The sequence below is a fragment of the Arachidicoccus sp. genome (genome assembly GCF_050436765.1).
Classification (GTDB): Bacteria; Bacteroidota; Bacteroidia; order Chitinophagales; family Chitinophagaceae; genus Arachidicoccus.
This window is the reverse complement of record NZ_JBNQGD010000175.1, coordinates 1-17,286: the sequence shown is the minus strand read 5'-3', so window position 1 is coordinate 17,286 and position 17,286 is coordinate 1. Positions and strand designations below refer to the sequence as shown.

Genomic DNA, 17,286 nt, shown 5'->3' with positions numbered 1-17,286 from the left:
ACCGCGCTATTCGCTGGTGAGACTCTTACATAACCCTGCATTTCCTGGTGAAGTGCACTACAGAAGTCTGTGCAATAAAAAGGATACATACCGGGTTTTTCTGGTGTCCAGTAGAGGGTTTGTGTTTCGCCCGGCATGACCAATAACTCCGCTGTGTTGGCTGCACCTTTTATGGCAAACCCATGAGGTACATCCCAATCTTGCTCTAGATTAGTGAGATGCCAATATACTTGATCACCCATTTTAATTCCTTCAATATTATCAGGAACAAAATGAGAACGTATCTCGGTAATATACACATCCACTCTTTTTCCGTTGCGGATAACTTTTGCATTTTTTTCTCCCATCGTTACGTAAGGATTTTTGTTATCTTCTAACTTAAAGAATTTGACGGATTTATCCTTAATGAGAGAAGCTGCTACCGCTTGACCGTAATGGGGTTCTCCCACAGTTGGGAAATCAAGTAATAATTTCATTTTATCGCCGGTGATGTCAAAAAGCTGCGCAGCCTGCGCTAGCTCGGGTCCCGTAGGCAGATACCTGTCCTTCGTGATTTTGTTGTAGACAATTACATATTTGCCATTGGGCTTTCTAGTGTCTCCACCTGGAATACAGAGGTGACCGGGAGAATAATAAGTAGGTTCTCTGTCAATTATTTTTAAGTCTTTGATATTCCATTTTACAATTTCTGAGGAAACAAACATTGTTGTAATAGCATTGCCTCTGCCATCAAACTCTGTGTGTAGTGGCCCGAGCCCGGGTTTTTTTACTTCACCATATAAGGCTGCTTCATATTTTATTACCGGGATACCTTCATAGTCGCCTATAAAATTTTTATCTGCGATAGCTTTCTTAATTTTTTCAAAGCTAAATACGGGTATCAACGCTGCTAACTTTCCACTTCCGACGATATACTCTCCGGTCGGATCTACATCGCAACCATGAGGCGATTTGGGACAAGGGATGAGATAACAAATATCTTTTAAGTCCTTAACGTCGATTACCGTTACCTGTTTTTCCATAGTGGAAGTGGCTGTGTGCGTGCTTTCATTATACACATTGTGCGCATAGTTCACGGCTTCTGTTTTGCCTTTTCCTGAACGCGCATAGGCTTCTAATTTTTTCCAGTTGACAGCAAGTATAAAGTCTTTGTCTCTTTGTGACGCGTTTACTTCTAGCAGTGTATTTGCCTGTTCCGTATTGTAGCATGAAAAGAAAAACCAATCATGCGAAGGTCCTTTGCCCCCGTGGCTTAAATCAAAGTCAACGGGGGGCAGTCTTAACTGGAAAGCAAGCTTCATGGTACCTGAATCTTTGTTTATACTAATGAAACTGATGGAGGCTTTGAAGTTTTTACGATAAGTATTAATCGGTACATCTCCGCTCTGATTGTCCATTGGGACACTGAAACGTGTACCCGCTACCACATATTCTGTATTCTCTGTTATAAAAGGAGAGGAGTGATTGCCTGCACTATTGGGGAGTTCAAGTATTTCTGCAGTTTTAAAAGTCGTTAAGTCTACCCGCGCTACACGTGGTGTGTTGTTGGCATTGGCGAATATCCAACGGCCATCAATCTCTCCATTGGTTTGGGAAAGTTCCAGGTGATGCTGATCGTCCCAGGGAATAAATCCATGAGAGGTGTTGAGCATGGGTTTTGTTTCCTCACTGTATCCGTAACCGTTTTCTGGGAATACGCTAAAGATGGGCACTATCTTTAAGAGTCGCCCGGAAGGCAAGCCATATACGGCCATTTGTCCATTGAAGCCACCCGATACAAAGTTGTAAAACTCGTCATATTTGCCGGGAGCTACGTAGACCTTTTGAGCCGCGTCGCCACTAATAGCGTCGGAGGTGTTCTTGGGTTTGCATCCTAAAATGCTGAGGGCGAGGACTGCTGAAAGTGACAGGACAGGAAATAAATTCTTTTTCATACGATGTAATGTTTTAAAAAGAAATTTTTAGAAAATAATCATTTTGGTATAAACTATAGATCATCAAATCTTATTCTGCAATATTACCGTAGCAAACCATCGTAGTTTATGAGTTTCGTCAGTAAGACAAAAATATTATATGATATATATCATATGGACGGCATTTTATTCGACATACCTGGTTGACCCGACTTAATTCTTTATCGCCTATTTCTCTTATACCCATCCGGATGATGGCTGTCATAAATGACGGTGATGGTGATCATTGCCGATATCTATTTCTGCATTTATTTTTACTATATTAACGGCATAGCGAAGACTCCATATATTATTTAATGCTTTGGGAAATGAAAACATAGCTGTGCTTTAAGTATTAAAATTTATGCGAAATCAAATCATAGATATCGTCCCTTCGACAATGATTAATTTCTTGCTGGTAGCGGTCTTTTCCTTACTCATTGGACTAGAACAGCGTCGTTATTATATCAAACAGGAGTTAGAAAGCCGCTTCGGTACCGATAGGACATTTATGTTGATCGGCATTCTCGGATTTGTCTTTTACATCATTGTGCCACAAACAATGATACTTTTTATGTTTGGTGGATTGGCGCTTATTGTTTTGTTGGGTATTTGTTATTACCAAAAAATTGTCGTTCAAAGGCAATTTGGCATTACTTCTATTCTTACTGCACTTATCACCTATTGCCTCACCCCGCTGATCTACACACAGCCAATTTGGTTGGTACTATTGATTGTGGTTATTGTATTAGTAATGACGGAATCCAAAGAGGTGCTTTTTCAGTTCTCGAAGAGATTTGATAAAGAGGAATTTATTACGTTGGCAAAATTTCTGCTTTTAGCAGGAGTCATCCTTCCTTTACTTCCCGACAAAAACATACTCGCCCCAACGTTAAATTTTTCTCCATATAAATTCTGGCTGGCGATCGTAGCCGTATCGGGTATTTCTTATTGCAGCTATCTGCTCAAGAAATTTGTTTTTCCTAATTCCGGTGTTATCCTTACCGGTATCTTGGGTGGACTCTATAGTAGCACTGCTACCACCATTATTCTGGTTAGAAAGAGCAAAGATCTGCAAGAGGAGCATAAAACTGTGGCTGCCATTATTCTTGCGACCAGTATGATGTATGTGAGGTTGTTCTTGTTGGCCTTGTTCTTTAATAAAACAATTGCCTGGATGCTAGCTCCATCATTTGCAATATCTATCATGGTATCCGCTGTAATAGCAATCTATTTTTGTAAATTCTATACAAATAAAAGCATTATTACCCGCGCGAAGGCTTTTCAATCACATAACAATCCATTGGAGTTTAAAACGGCCTTACTATTCGGCGTTCTTTTCATTTTCTTTGCCTTTCTCACCGGCTTTGTAATAAGAAATTATGGCGTAGACGGTATCAATCTACTTTCATTTATCGTTGGGATGACCGATATTGGCCCTTTCCTAATTAACCTGCTCCAAAGCAAATGGGATATTGAAAATACCGTTATTGTAACGGCGATTTTGAATGCGATTACAAGTAACAACTTATTAAAAATGATTTATGGCATTACGCTTTCCGATAAGTCTATACGCCGGCCCTTGGCCATTGGTTTTGGCATTTTGATTGTGATGGGTCTGCTTTTGTCTTTTGTTTTGCATTTGTAAGCATATACCGGATCAAAAGTATACAGCCTATTATTAGGAAATCATTGAAAAGAGCAAAGGAGTTATTTCAGGCAAACTGAGAACAGACTTATGACACTTTTACTGTTTTCTTGCTATGGTTGGAAGTACGGCTAGGGAAAGTGTTTTAGTGACTGGCCTTCATTGGAGCCACCTATTATTGAGCGTAAAAATAATTTAAGCGAATTTAATCCCCATATAACAAAAGAATGGCCGCGTCTATAGCGGCCATTTCTTTATCTCTATCAAAAAAGAAAGGTAATATTGCTAAAGCAAGTTACTTCACACCATCATTTTTGCGCATAAATTCAAGTACGTTTCTTGCATCAGCATCAGTTAAATTTTGGTTGGGCATACGCACCATACAAATTTCAAGCATAGCTTGTGCCTTAGGATCTTTGTTGAGCATTTCATCTGTATTGGTAACAAAGTTCATTATCCATTCAGGTTCGTGTCTTTTGGTGATACCATACCAACCCGGACCTACTAATTTTTCGCTGGTAAGTTTGTGACAAGATGAGCACTTAAGTTCATAAACTTTCTGTCCTTTTGCGGCCATATCTGCGTCTAATTTATCTGCCAATTTTACATCATGGAATTTTCCCTCGCCACGTTTGGGATCATAAGATGGGTTTGCTGCTGTAGTATCGGTGCCTGTACTAGCTGTAGCGGCTGGGGCATCAGAGCTTGCGGCTTGACTTGTTTCGTTACTATTCCCACAAGAAATAACAAAAAAAGCTATTGCGAAAGCCAACGAAAATGAAATGATTACTTTTTTCATAACGGTTACTAATTTTAGATTTTATAATGCAATATTACATCACTAATATACTAATTTTTATGATCAAAATCATAAATGGAAAAAATTATCGATGATCTGAGTCAAGTTTATAATGACCTGAAATAATTTAATTTGTGTCCAAAAAAGATCGTTAAAGTCAAATGATTTTAATAATTTCAGGCATTGTAAAAATTGTTGAATACCCTAGGCCATGGAAAATAATTTAAATTTATTTAAAACTAAGCAATGGGTTCAAATTGCTTTAATCAATTTTTGTGTTGTAGCATTAGCCGGTGTCACTATGCGCTACAAGATTAATTTTTCTTTACCGGAAATAAATCAACAAAATTTAATGCATGGTCATTCGCACTTCGCTTTTGTAGGGTGGATAGCGATGGCTCTGATGATCTTGATGGTTCGCTATCTGATAAGAAACAACCTGCCAACTAATTATAAAAAATATAATTGGATACTAACGGCAGAACTCCTGGTGTCTTATGCTATGTTTGTTTCCTTTATTATAGAAGGTTATGCTTTCTGGTCTATCTTATTTTCGACGGCTACCATATTTATATCTTATTTTTTTATCTTTTTTTACTGGAGAGATTTAAATAAAATTAGAAATACGGGCTTCTCTATACTGTGGTTAAAGGCGACACTTGTACTTTGGGCATTTTCGTCTTTAGGGGCTTTTATGCTCGCCTATTTGATGGCCCATCATATTATGATTCAGGATTTATACTTCTCGGCCGTTTATTTTTTTATGCACTTTCAGTATAATGGTTGGTTTTTATTTGCATGCTTTGGGATATTTTTTTCTTACATGCATCGGTTGGGCGTTGACCATATTAGTTCTTTGAGTAAATGGTTGTTTATTATAATGGCCGTTACCGTTGTGCCGACATATTTCTTATCCATTTTATGGCTAAGATTGCCTTTGGCACTTGTTTGGATTGCTGATATTTCCGGCGTTTTACAACTTTTCGTTTTGTATTATTTTATTAAAATCCTTTTCTTGGTTCAAAGGAGTAAAAACATACAATTCAGTTGGTCTACAAAATGGTTGTGGCGACTTTCTTCTATATCCTTCTTTCTTAAAATAACCCTTCAAATGCTTTCGACGATTCCTTACTTAAGTCATTATGCTTTTGGTTTCCGCCCGATTGTGATCGGTTATCTGCACCTTTCTTTTGTAGGAATTATAAGTTTGTTTATACTAGGTTATATCAACGAATTTATTCATCGTTTTCGTGGACATGTTAGTGGCGTAGGCGCCATTATTTTTGTAATCGGGTTTATAGTTCAGGAGGTCGTGTTGATGTTACAGGGGCTGGAAGCGATGAATGTCCAGCCCATAAAAAGTGCAAATATTATTTTATTTTACTGTGCCGTTCTAATGGCTGGCGGACTCATATGGATTACGACCGGTATTATGAGAACACAACAACATGAAGAAGAATTATCATTAACTACTGTAAAATAGCGATCTGCCTAATAATAAACTGGGTTAAAAATAATTGCGTCTAAGTCGTCAATTAATGAGCGATCTTAGTTTTTCTTCATTCAATATTTTTACATAACCGGCTCCCGCATCAATTAGCTTTTCATTTTTAAAATCGGTTAGTGTTCTTATAAGCGATTCGGTGGTCGTGCCGGCAATATTTGCTAAATCCTCTCTAGATATATGAATGATAAAATATGGATGCCCCTCTTGCTTATATTTATTGAATAAGGTAATGATCGCATCCGCTACTCTTTTGTGGAGTGAATTGTATGCTATATTAAGTAATTGTTCTTCTTTATCGGTCGTATTCTTAGCCAGCAATTTTATAAACTTTTTAGCTACATCTTTGTTATTATTTACCAATATAGAGAAGTCTTCACGACTGATAACACTCACTTCACTCTTCTCCAAAGTTTCTGCATTTTCTTTATATGCAGTGTTTTCCAATAGGGCATTGTAGCCGAAAAAATCGCCGGCTGTATAGAGGTTTACAGTTAATTCCTTACCATTATCGTTGGACTTATAAGTTCTTATTTTGCCTGAAATCAAATAAAATAACCCATGCGGATAACTCCCTTCTGCATAAATGCGTTGTTTCTTTTTATAGTAATTAACCGTTGTCGATTTTGTAAGTTGATCTAAGGCATCCTCATTTTTTATTTCATCATAAAAATCATTGAGCGTTTGTGCCGCGTTGACACGCTCTTGTATGATTTTCATTTTCTTCAATCTACTTTCAATGGCGTTCATTAATTCAATATCAGTAAAAGGCTTTGTAATATAGTCATCCGCGCCCATTTCCATACCTTTTCTAAAATCAATTCGCTCCGTTTTGGCGGTGAGAAAAATAAATGGAATGCTTTTCAACGTTTCATTCTTATTGATGAGGTGTAGCAATCCATAGCCATCTAATACCGGCATCATGATATCACAAATGATGAGATCGGGCATTTCTTTTAAAGCCATACTATATCCTTCTTTCCCATTCTCGGCTGTTATAATCTGATAATCGGCTAATTCTAAGATCTCGCGCGTATTTTCCCGGATTTCATCGTTGTCTTCTACCAATAATATTTTTGTCATTGTGCAAAGATTATTTTTATTTCGGTTCCCTTTTCCAATTCACTTTTAATTTCGATTTTTCCGTTCATCATTTCTACATATTTGGATACAATATGTAACCCTAATCCGGTTCCCGGAATATTCGTGGCATTAGTGGCCCGGAAAAATATCTCAAATAAATGCTTTTGATCTTTTTGAGAAATGCCCATTCCATTGTCCTTTATGACAAATTCCAACTGTTGTCCAGTCAGGTGGGTGCTGATAAAGATGCTTTTATTTACTGCTGAGAATTTGGCTGCATTTGAGATCAAATTGATTAAAATATTTCTAAACAAAACTTCATCTAATAATGCTTCTTCTTTGCCTGTGTGCATATAGTGCACAGCCTGACCGGCTTTTAAAATCTCCGATATGTCGCTGATCTCCTTTAAGATAAAAGGTTCAATCGCGAAAAGCGACGCGCACATGGTTATTTTCCCATCTTCAATTTTGCCCAAAGAAAGAAATTCATTCAATATATTATTAAGGTTCATTACAGACGATTTAATGCGCTGCACATGTTTATCTCTTTTAAATTGTTCTTCAGTTAAAATATATTTACCTAATAGAGAAGCGGAGGAAAGTATGGTGCTCAACGGTGTTTTGAACTCATGTGATGCCATAGAGACAAAGGAGCTTTTTAAATCTCCCAACTCTTTCTCTTTGCTCAATGCAATGGAAAGTTCCTCTTTAGAGATTTCTAATTTCTGTAAGGCATCTTGCAGTTTGGCCGTCCTTAGTTCCACTTTTCTTTCTAACTCTTCATTTAAAGCTTCCATTCTTTTATTGATAGCAGCAAGTTCAAGTCTTTGTTCCCGCAATTTATTTTCTGCCTCTATTCTCATAGAAATATCACTGATAAACGCCACAGAAAAGCTTCCGTCATTATTTGTATAACTGCTTAAGCTAATCTCCAGCGGCATTTCTGTGCCATCTTTTCTTACACCATACAGATCTCTCCCCGTCCCCATAGGCCGTGTTACGGGATGCTCCATATAATGGGCCCGGTCGACAACATGCTGATGATGATACCTTTGAGGGATAAGCAGTTCCATCTTCTGGCCAATCAATTCTTCCGCTTTCAAATAGCCAAATTGTTTGAGCAGAAAATCATTTGCAAGTGTAATAATACCCGACTGATTGATGACCAATATGCCCAAAGAAGCATTTTGAAATACCGCCTTGAATTTTTCCTGTTCACTATTAAGTAGTTTATTATGCATTAGCTTCTTTTTACCGAGGAAATACAAAGTTCTTTTAAAAAAATGAAAATCCATTTTTTACCTGAAGTAATTATAGTCACTTAAGGGTACAATGATATTTTAAGTTCTTTAAAGTGAATATGATTAAGGTCATATTGAGTGCTGACAGGTAATAACTTCTGGTTAGAATGTCTATACGAATTTTGTGGCTTCTTCAAATCAAATATCACATGAAAACAAAAATGAACAATAAAAGAGCTTTAGTCGTTTCCTTGTTTTTCTCGTTGATTCTATTTTCGTCTACTGCCATTTTTGCCCAAAATGACACTGAAGAAGTACGGTTAAACATTCAGTTAAGACCAAGAGCCGAATATAGAAATGGCGTTTTTACACCTATCTTAGAAGGACAAAAACCGGCCGCCTTTGCTGTACAAAGAAGCCGCATCGGTTTAACTTATTTAAAAAGCCCATACTTAAAAATCGGCATTAGCACACAAATAGTGAGTGTATGGGGAAATGATCCACAAGTGCAAACGACAGCCAATGACATTTCGTTGTATGAAGCTTGGGCGCAACTATATTTTAATTCCAAATGGAGCTTTAAAGTTGGTCGTCAGGTATTTTCTTACGATGACGAAAGGATCTTAGGCGCTCTTGATTGGAATAGTGCGGGGCGCAAGCACGACGCAGTGTTGCTTACTTTCTCCAAAAAGAAGTTTACGGCCAATACGGCTTTTGCTTTCAATCAAAATGCAGAAAAAATAACTAGTACATACTTTGACAAGACATTCAGTCAGCCATATAAGGCCATGGAATTTCTATGGATGAAATATGCATTTAGTTCCTCTTTATCCGTTTCGGCTATTGCTTTAAACCTGGCGACGCAAAACAATATAGATTCCTCAATTGCCAATTTGCAAACCATTGGTAGCAACCTCTACTATAACAAAAATAGATGGAGCATCATGGGAACCTATTATTTTCAAACGGGAAGAACACCTCTGCAAAATGCGCCTTCCATAAAAACAAATGCGTGGATGGCCTCGGTAAAGGCGGTGTATGATGTAAACAGAAATACAGGATTCTCCGTTGGTAGTGACTATTTAAGCGGCCGGGATATGAATGCTACTTCATCAAAGATTACTTATTTTAATCCTCTTTATGGAACGGGCCATAAATTCTATGGCGCAATGGATTACTTCTTTGTTGCTAGTGCCCACAACAATGTAGGTCTTTGGGATTCTTATTTAAACCTTAATTTAAATAATTCGGAAAAACTAAACTGGCAAGTTGCCTTACACCATTTTGAAGCTGCATCTCAAGTCATCAACTATTCAGGAGGAAAAGCAAAATCGGCTTTGGGTAATGAAGTGGATGTCACCGTCAATTTTAAGGTGACAAAAGATGTAAAATTAAGTGGTGGCTATTCGCAAATGTTGACCAGCCCATCCATGAAATATATCAAAAATATTGCTGCAAATCAAAATATGAAATCCCTGCAAAATTGGATTTGGTTATCCCTCAACATTAACCCTGATATATTAATTTATAAGTCAAAATAATTTATATTTGTTAGGGAGCTGTAGAATGAAAATTTTTCAAGATATGATTTTAATCATATTATCTCTTGAGTTATATTACCTTTCGATAGCCTTTCCAGATAGACATTTGCCCTATATTTTAAAAGCGATAAAGATTAATTTTCCAGATATAAACCACAAAAGACTAGTAAAATGAAAAAACTAAAATTTCCAGTATCACAACAAATACTCATGAATAGATTAAAATCTTTACTTGTATTGTCGTTTGTGATCTTTTTCTCCGCCTGTAAGAATTCCAACAATACCTCTGTAGTCGATAGAACTGTTGACGGCAATGGCGATAACCTACCTCGTGTCACACAGGAAATGGTTGCCCCGCCGATGTTGCCAAAATTCGACCAAGTAGATAAAGACGGTCCCAAAATCGTGCAAGTGACGCTTACTGCGATGGAAAAGAAAATGGAAGTGGCTCCGGGTGATTCTATTTGGGCAATGACTTTTAACGGTACTGTCCCGGGCCCGATGATAGTGGTGCACCAAGGTGATTTTGTTGAATTAACTTTGAAGAACCCATCTACTAATACGCAAACGCATAACATAGATTTACACGCTTCTACCGGAGCGATGGGCGGCGGAGACCTTACTCTTGTAAATCCTGGGCAACAAGTAACATTTAGATTTAGGGCAACACGTGCAGGGGTATTTGTTTACCATTGTGCTCCAGGAGGTAAAATGGTGCCTATACATGTTAGCTCCGGAATGAATGGCGCCATCATGGTTTTGCCACGTGAAGGTCTAAAAGATGAAAATGGTAATCCCGTGACATTTGATAAGGCCTATTTTATCGCTGAACAAGACTATTATCTTCCAAAAGACAAAGACGGGAAAATTAAAAATATAGCTACGCCTCAGCAAAGCATGCAGGAGATGGCTGAATCTGTTAAAACATTAATGCCAACCAATATTGTATTTAATGGTCACGAAGGCGCTTTGTTGGGCAAAAACGCAATGACAGCAAAAGTGGGAGATAAGGTTTTATTCATAACCTCAGAAGCCAATCGTGACGGACGTTTCCACTTAATTGGCGGCCATGCAGATCTTTTTTGGCCAGGTGGGAAATTTGATAATAAACCTTATACGGATTTTGAAACTTGGGCTGTTCCGGGTGGTTCCGCGGCAGCAGTTTTGTATAGGTTTAGAGAACCAGGAACTTATGCTCTCCTAAATCATAACTTGATAGAAGCGTTCAATTATGGCGCTATTGCCCAAGTGAAAGTTGAGGGGAAATGGGATAGTACTTATATGAAACAAATCGAGAAAGCAGGTCCAATAAAATAATGATCCATTAATTGTTTAAGCTGAAAAAGATACTCAAGTCGGGTATCTTTTTTGGCTTAGATACTTCCTATAATTAATGGAATAATCGATAGATCTACTTCCAAAAAATTAGATACAATTCAGCAGCAGCCCCATGCACGGCATTGGGTGTAAATAATATTTTTTAAAAGATAAAAAATAGCATCCAAATAAATATCGGAACTGACGAGGCTCATATTTTATTTTATAGGTAAGGATAACTTTGTGCGAAATTAATTTCAGATGCAAATAGATTTTAATCTTTTAAAGAAATACGATGTTCCTGTTCCTAGGTACACAAGCTATCCTACCGTTCCATTTTGGAAGGATAGTATCGATATCTCAGAATGGACAAAATTATTTCAGCAACAGTTCATACAAAATAATAAGAGCACAGGAATCAGTCTATATATTCATTTGCCCTTTTGTGAATCTCTATGCACTTATTGTGGATGCAATAAGAAGATAACGACCAACCATAGTGTAGAAGCAAGGTATATTGAGGCAATTATTAGGGAATGGGAAATGTATGTAACACTTATGGATGAAAAGCCTGTGATCAGAGAATTACATTTGGGTGGTGGAACTCCTACATTTTTTTCATCGGAAAATTTAGAAATGCTGTTAAACAGAATTTTTAAAGATGCGCATATTCACTCAGCGCATGAATTTGGTTTTGAAGGCCATCCAAATAATACCACAAAAAAGCATTTGCAAACCTTGTATAATTTGGGATTTCGACGCGTAAGTTATGGTGTGCAAGACCATGATCCACAGGTGCAGCGCATTATCAATAGAATTCAACCATTTGAAAACGTAAAACTTGCCGTAGAAAATGCCAGATCAGTTGGTTATGATTCTGTAAATTTTGATTTGATTTATGGATTGCCCCTGCAAACAGAAGGGAGTATTCAAAAGACAATTTTGCAATCCATCAGTTTAAAACCGGACCGGGTTGCATTTTATAGCTATGCACACGTTCCTTGGATGAGTAGAGGCCAACGCTTATTTGATGAGAATGATTTGCCTTCAGCTGATGAAAAAATGAAACTGTATCAGACAGGTAAAATTTTATTTGCAAAAAATGAATATACCGATATCGGCATGGATCACTTTTCTTTAAAGACAGATAGTCTTTATAAAGCCTGGAATGAAGGATGGTTACACCGAAATTTCATGGGTTACACCACGCAGACGACAAGCATATTATTAGGACTCGGTACCTCCAGTATAAGTGATATTGGAATAGGATTTGCACAAAATCATAAAACACTTCAAGATTATTATAGATATATAGATAAGAAGGAACTAGCGCTTACCAAAGGATATTTTTTAGACCAACAAGATCAGGCATTCAGAGAATATATTTTAAACATCGCCTGTAAGGCAACGACGACATTTGAAAGGCAGCACCTACCCATTTTGGAGAAATATAGTTTTCCGGAATTAAAGAAGTTAGCAGCGGATAAATTAATTGAGTTCGATCGAAACGGCTTGGTGGTTACAGCATTAGGGCGAAATTTTATTAGAAATATATGCAAGGCATTTGACCTTCATTTATTGAAGGTAGGTAGGATACAAAATGCAAAACCCACATATAGTAAAGCTATCTAAAGTTGATGTTTTGCCACTGAGATAGCCTGCCTGCTTTGGAATATATCACCCAACTATTAATGCATGTACACCTTAAAAGAGGGATATCACTTCGATCGGTCCTTATTGCTTTGGGCTGTTTATTTCGTTTATGCGTACTGAAAGATCTGCCGGAATCTGATATTGGTCATCTTTTATAGTGATTAGAAATAACCCCCTTCCTGATCCGCTGCATAGGCCGACCCTTTATTTCATCTGAACTTTACTTTATCAAATTGCTGATAGTCGTATCGACAATATTTACCACTATAAAATATCCGTTATGAAAGCTTTAATTTATCACAGTGCCAATCAAAAATCTTGGGAAGAAGTTGCTAAGCCGGTTATTAAAGAGGCTACTGATGCGATTTTAAGAATCTCGAAAACGACCATATGTGGGACGGACCTTCATATTATGAAAGGCGATGTGGCCACTGTTACAGATGGCAGAATATTAGGTCATGAAGGTGTAGGCATTATTGAGGAAATTGGTAATGCCGTCTCTAATTTTAAAAAAGGCGACCACGTGATCATTTCCTGCATTACTTCTTGTGGAAAATGCGCCAACTGCAAAAAGGGTATGTATTCGCATTGTGACAATGGCGGCTGGATACTGGGCAATACGATCGACGGCACTCAGGCAGAATATGTAAGAATTCCATATGCCGACAATAGCGTCTACCCAATTCCCGCAGGTTCCGACGAGGAGGCACTCGTAATGTTAAGTGACATTTTGCCTACCGGTTTTGAATGTGGTGTTTTAAACGGACAGGTAAAACCTGGTGACGACGTGGCGATTGTGGGCGCCGGGCCGGTAGGGTTAGCTGCCTTATTAACCGCGCAATTTTATACCCCAGCAACGCTGATAGTTGTGGACACGGATGCTAATCGTCTGGAGGTAGCCAAGACATTTGGGGCGACGCATGTTATTAATAGCCTAGAAGAAGATGCCGTAAAAAAAGTGTTTGAATTGACCGGACAAAGAGGGATAGATGTTGCCATCGAGGCTGTTGGCATTCCTGCGACGTTTGACATATGTGCTTCCATCTTAGCTCCCGGCGCACATTTGGCAAATATCGGTGTTCACGGTAAAGCAGTTGAGTTGCATATGGAGGCTTTATGGGCACAGAATATCACCCTTACGACCAGGCTTGTAGATACCGTGACGACTCCAATGCTTTTTAAAAATGTTCAATCAAAGAAACTCAATGCGACGAAACTAATTACCCATCATTTCAAATTAAACCAAATACTTGAGGCCTACGAAATCTTTGGGAATGCTGCCAAAGAACATGCACTAAAAGTAATACTAGAAAACTAGGGGTGCATATCCTTAAAGCAACAATTTGTCATTAAGAACAAAGAATAAAAAAGAGAAAAATGTATTTATTTCCGGTCTGATGGAACGCTCAGCAGGCTGCTCCTTACTAATAATAATATGATGTTGAAAATTGCTTACCTGAATCAATTATGCCGTTATCTCCTTATTGCAGATAGGCACTCAGGCGGTAAGTTTAAGGGGTTGATGCTGGAAGCTCCTGTGGGATTCTAATTTTTCTCGAGACCGCCTATTGGTTAATAAAATAGGTTTATTTCTATAATATTTACAAGTCATAAATAATGAAAACGATTATTGTTCCAATTAATTTCTCCGAAGTCTCCATCAACGCAGCTTATTATGCGGCAGATATGGCAGTCGAAACCAATTCTGCCATTATCTTGATGCATGTATTTACGCTTCCATTAGGTATTTCGGAAACGCCCCAACCATTTGACCGTTATGAGACAGAAGCGGTCGAAAAAAGTATGAAGCAACTAAAAGATCAATTGGAATTTTACGTGAGAGATCGGATTCCCATCATCTCCTATATTACTACAGGTAATTTCTTGGAAGCTATGCAAGCCCTCCTTAAAACAACAGATCCATTTGCCGTCATTATGGGCAGTAAAGAAATTAATGAGACGGCAGCATTTTTTGTTGGGAGCTATATTTTTAGCGTGGCACACAATGTAGACTGCACCTTAATTGTTGTTCCACCAAAGATCACTTATAATGCGATTAAAAATGTAGGGCTGGCATGCGATTTAAAAAGTATGCCGGCGTATTTGCCATTAAGCAATATTGAAGATTTATTAGAAAAATTTAAAGCCTCGTTGCAAGTATTATATATCAGTAAACCGGGCGAAGACAATGAAGCTTGTGTAAATTCTGGTACGAAGTTTATGAAAGATAGCTTAGCCCGATTCAGCCCGGAAATCAGTATCGGAAAGTTTCCGGAAGTCTCTGTGGGCATTACCGAATTGATAGGTACTCACCATATTGATTTACTCATGGTTATTCCCAAGAAACACGAATTTCCTCAAAATATTTTTCACAAAAGCATTACTAACGAAATAATACATAATTCCGGTATTCCCATAATGGTATTACATAAATAAATGCTGAAGTGGTGAAAGAATGTTTTTTCTATTATTATTGAATAAAACAATGACCCTCATCAATCATTGGAACTATTTTAAGCATCATTCAATTAATGGTTTAGGTTTAGTTTAGAACTTTAAAATAAGTGATATGTGGTTTAAGACAGAAGCGAAGAACGGGCTTAGCATTTTAGATTGGATAAGACAGGAAAATGTTTTATTAAAGAATCGTCTTTCCAATGCGGTTCAACAAGAAGTAAATAAATCCTATCTGGCAAGGGCCGAGCATTTTCAACAAAAGTTTATAGAAAAAGATCAAATAGTGGAATTGTTGCGACACGAAATCAATACACTTTTAATGAGTCATTATAACCATTATCACCGACAGGAAACAAGCCTTATGCAGAAGAAATTCCATTTGCTGAAACGAGATATAGAAAAAGTGAAAGATGAATTTGAGCTTTTAAAATTGTCCTTTGAACAATATCTTTTAAATTGAGAGTGAACAAGTACCGACTGCGCTTGCTTAGATAAGGAGGTGCTATTGATAGATATTTCACGGCGGCAGCAGCAGTGTAAAGAACAAGTTCAACTGAAATTACTTCCTAATTATAATTAAGAGGCTTCGTTATTAGTGAATTGAAAATAAATTATGCAAAAGGTTCTCGAATCTACTTCAACGAAAAAGATGTAAAAATTATCGTTGTCTTGCCTGGTGCAAATAAATCAATCGAATAAAAAAAGCAATCCGAAAATCTTACTATCACTTTTACGGTGGGACGGGTCAGCGCTGCGTTTAACAAAAGTTATCCGGCGAACGAACGCCTGGTACGGCCGTAACGCTTTGACAGATCATACTCATTTCACGACTTTGATTCGCCTATTTTTTTTTGCCGTTTCTTTCCCCCAGTCGGCAATGATGTTAAGCACAGGAATAAGCGTTTGGCCAAATGCGGTTAATTCATATTCCACTTTCACAGGCGTGTTGATTCTGTAAACGGTTCGTTTAATCAAACCGTCTTCTTCCAATTCTTTCAGTTGCAGACTAATTGTCCGCTCTGTTACCATTGAAAGTTCTTTTCTTAATTCGTTGTAGCGTTTTTTTTCAACTAAATGAATGAGAATTACCGCTTTCCATTTTCCACCTATGTAATTCATTGTCAGGCTTGTGCTACAAGGGAATTGTTTGTCGTCTATACAATACATCGGATACTATCAATTTTGACTGTTATTGCAAAGATAATATACTATACTTAGTTTTGCAACTGTAAAAAGTATAGTATAAATTAAATTTTAAAAAAATGAGTTTTTTAGACCTTGCAAAAAGCAGATACACCACGAAAAGGTATAATGCTAACGAAAAAATTGCCGATGAAAAAATTGAGCAATTAAAGGAGATTTTACGGTTGAGCCCGTCCTCAATTAACAGCCAATCATGGAAATTCATTTTTGTTTCCGATGAAAATGTAAAACGGGAATTGGCAAATGTATCTTATTTTAATGAACAAAGAATCAATGAAGCGAGTCATTTAATTGTGTTTAGTGCGATTGATAATATTGCACTTTTTGAACAGCAAATTCAAGAAAATCTACCTGAGGGTTCAATTAATTACTATCACCAGTTTCTGAAGCCAAAAAGCGAAACAGAAATTAAATCTTGGTTGCAACATCAGGTTTATCTTTCTCTTGGATTTTTTCTTTCGGCTTGTGCAAGTTTAGAAATTGACAGTACGCCAATGGAAGGGATTAAAGGCGAGCAATACGACAAAATTCTACAATTGGACGATTACAAAACATTGTTTGTCGTTGCGATCGGTTACAGAAACACCGAAGATGCGAATCAGCCATCCACTAACCCAAAATCAAGGCTACCATTAGAACAAATAATTAAATCAATTTAGGACGGAATACAAATGAAAATATAATATTGCAGGGGCCGAAAATTGGCCCCTGCGTCCTTATAGGTAAGGCTTTCCAATGTTTCTGCTCAGAAACTATCTAGTATCATTATTTCGCTAATGCAGGTTAAGGATTGAATAGATGCGTACAAAGTCGACATGTTTAAAAGACTTCACAACGTATCCGTCCCACGAAGTGCATATTGCCCCTTCTAATGCGTGTCTTTAGCTT

At 37.5% G+C, this 17,286-nt stretch carries 14 protein-coding genes; 9 read left to right on the top strand and 5 right to left on the bottom strand.

All coding sequences use genetic code 11. The features are described 5' to 3' along the window. The coding region (gene nosZ, locus ACQR30_RS07730) for a Sec-dependent nitrous-oxide reductase (RefSeq protein WP_429733644.1) at window positions 1–1,934 on the bottom strand (1,934 nt) is incomplete at its 3' end. Between the two features lie 382 nt (window positions 1,935–2,316). Here nosZ and ACQR30_RS07725 point away from each other — a divergent pair. Next, on the top strand, window positions 2,317–3,600 hold the full coding sequence (locus ACQR30_RS07725) for an MgtC/SapB family protein (protein ID WP_429733641.1): 1,284 nt from the start codon (window positions 2,317–2,319) through the stop codon (window positions 3,598–3,600). Between the two features lie 295 nt (window positions 3,601–3,895). Here the strand turns inward: ACQR30_RS07725 and ACQR30_RS07720 are convergent, their stop codons facing one another. Next, a complete protein-coding gene (locus tag ACQR30_RS07720; RefSeq protein WP_429733638.1) occupies window positions 3,896–4,399 on the bottom strand; it encodes a c-type cytochrome in 504 nt (167 codons plus the stop codon). 211 nt (window positions 4,400–4,610) lie between these two features. Between ACQR30_RS07720 and ACQR30_RS07715 the strand changes: the two genes are divergently transcribed. After that, complete coding sequence (locus ACQR30_RS07715; protein WP_429733635.1) at window positions 4,611–5,882, top strand: hypothetical protein; 1,272 nt, start codon at window positions 4,611–4,613, stop codon at window positions 5,880–5,882. Window positions 5,883–5,930: 48 nt separating this feature from the next. Here the strand turns inward: ACQR30_RS07715 and ACQR30_RS07710 are convergent, their stop codons facing one another. Both ACQR30_RS07710 and ACQR30_RS07705 read right to left on the bottom strand, forming a co-directional pair. Then, window positions 5,931–6,986, bottom strand: coding sequence for a response regulator (locus ACQR30_RS07710; protein WP_429733632.1), 1,056 nt, complete (start codon window positions 6,984–6,986; stop codon window positions 5,931–5,933). After that, window positions 6,983–8,227: an ATP-binding protein gene (locus tag ACQR30_RS07705; protein WP_429733630.1), complete on the bottom strand. Its 1,245-nt coding sequence runs from the start codon at window positions 8,225–8,227 to the stop codon at window positions 6,983–6,985. Before ACQR30_RS07705 ends, ACQR30_RS07710 begins: the two co-directional genes overlap by 4 nt. Before the next feature lie 221 nt (window positions 8,228–8,448). Between ACQR30_RS07705 and ACQR30_RS07700 the strand changes: the two genes are divergently transcribed. From ACQR30_RS07700 to ACQR30_RS07675, 6 genes are all read left to right on the top strand, one after another. Beyond that, a complete protein-coding gene (locus ACQR30_RS07700; protein ID WP_429733627.1) occupies window positions 8,449–9,768 on the top strand; it encodes an alginate export family protein in 1,320 nt (439 codons plus the stop codon). Between the two features lie 171 nt (window positions 9,769–9,939). After that, entirely contained in the window at window positions 9,940–11,085 is a 1,146-nt protein-coding gene (nirK, locus tag ACQR30_RS07695; RefSeq protein WP_429733625.1) for a copper-containing nitrite reductase, read from the top strand. 261 nt (window positions 11,086–11,346) lie between these two features. Next, window positions 11,347–12,717, top strand: a complete 1,371-nt coding sequence (gene hemN / locus ACQR30_RS07690) for an oxygen-independent coproporphyrinogen III oxidase (protein ID WP_429733622.1) — start codon at window positions 11,347–11,349, stop codon at window positions 12,715–12,717. Window positions 12,718–13,018: 301 nt separating this feature from the next. Next, window positions 13,019–14,056, top strand: coding sequence for a zinc-dependent alcohol dehydrogenase family protein (locus tag ACQR30_RS07685; RefSeq protein WP_429733619.1), 1,038 nt, complete (start codon window positions 13,019–13,021; stop codon window positions 14,054–14,056). Between the two features lie 299 nt (window positions 14,057–14,355). Next, window positions 14,356–15,174: a universal stress protein gene (locus tag ACQR30_RS07680; RefSeq protein WP_429733616.1), complete on the top strand. Its 819-nt coding sequence runs from the start codon at window positions 14,356–14,358 to the stop codon at window positions 15,172–15,174. A 133-nt stretch (window positions 15,175–15,307) separates the two neighbouring features. Next, a complete protein-coding gene (locus ACQR30_RS07675) occupies window positions 15,308–15,655 on the top strand; it encodes a hypothetical protein (protein ID WP_429733613.1) in 348 nt (115 codons plus the stop codon). A gap of 359 nt (window positions 15,656–16,014) precedes the next feature. On the opposite strand, the gene ACQR30_RS07670 is transcribed toward ACQR30_RS07675, so the two are convergent. Then, window positions 16,015–16,314, bottom strand: coding sequence for a winged helix-turn-helix transcriptional regulator (locus tag ACQR30_RS07670; RefSeq protein ID WP_429733610.1), 300 nt, complete (start codon window positions 16,312–16,314; stop codon window positions 16,015–16,017). 143 nt (window positions 16,315–16,457) lie between these two features. On the opposite strand from ACQR30_RS07670, the gene ACQR30_RS07665 reads away from it, so the two are divergent. Further along, window positions 16,458–17,057, top strand: a complete 600-nt coding sequence (locus ACQR30_RS07665; RefSeq protein WP_429733607.1) for a nitroreductase family protein — start codon at window positions 16,458–16,460, stop codon at window positions 17,055–17,057. The last annotated feature ends 229 nt before the right edge of the window (window positions 17,058–17,286 follow it).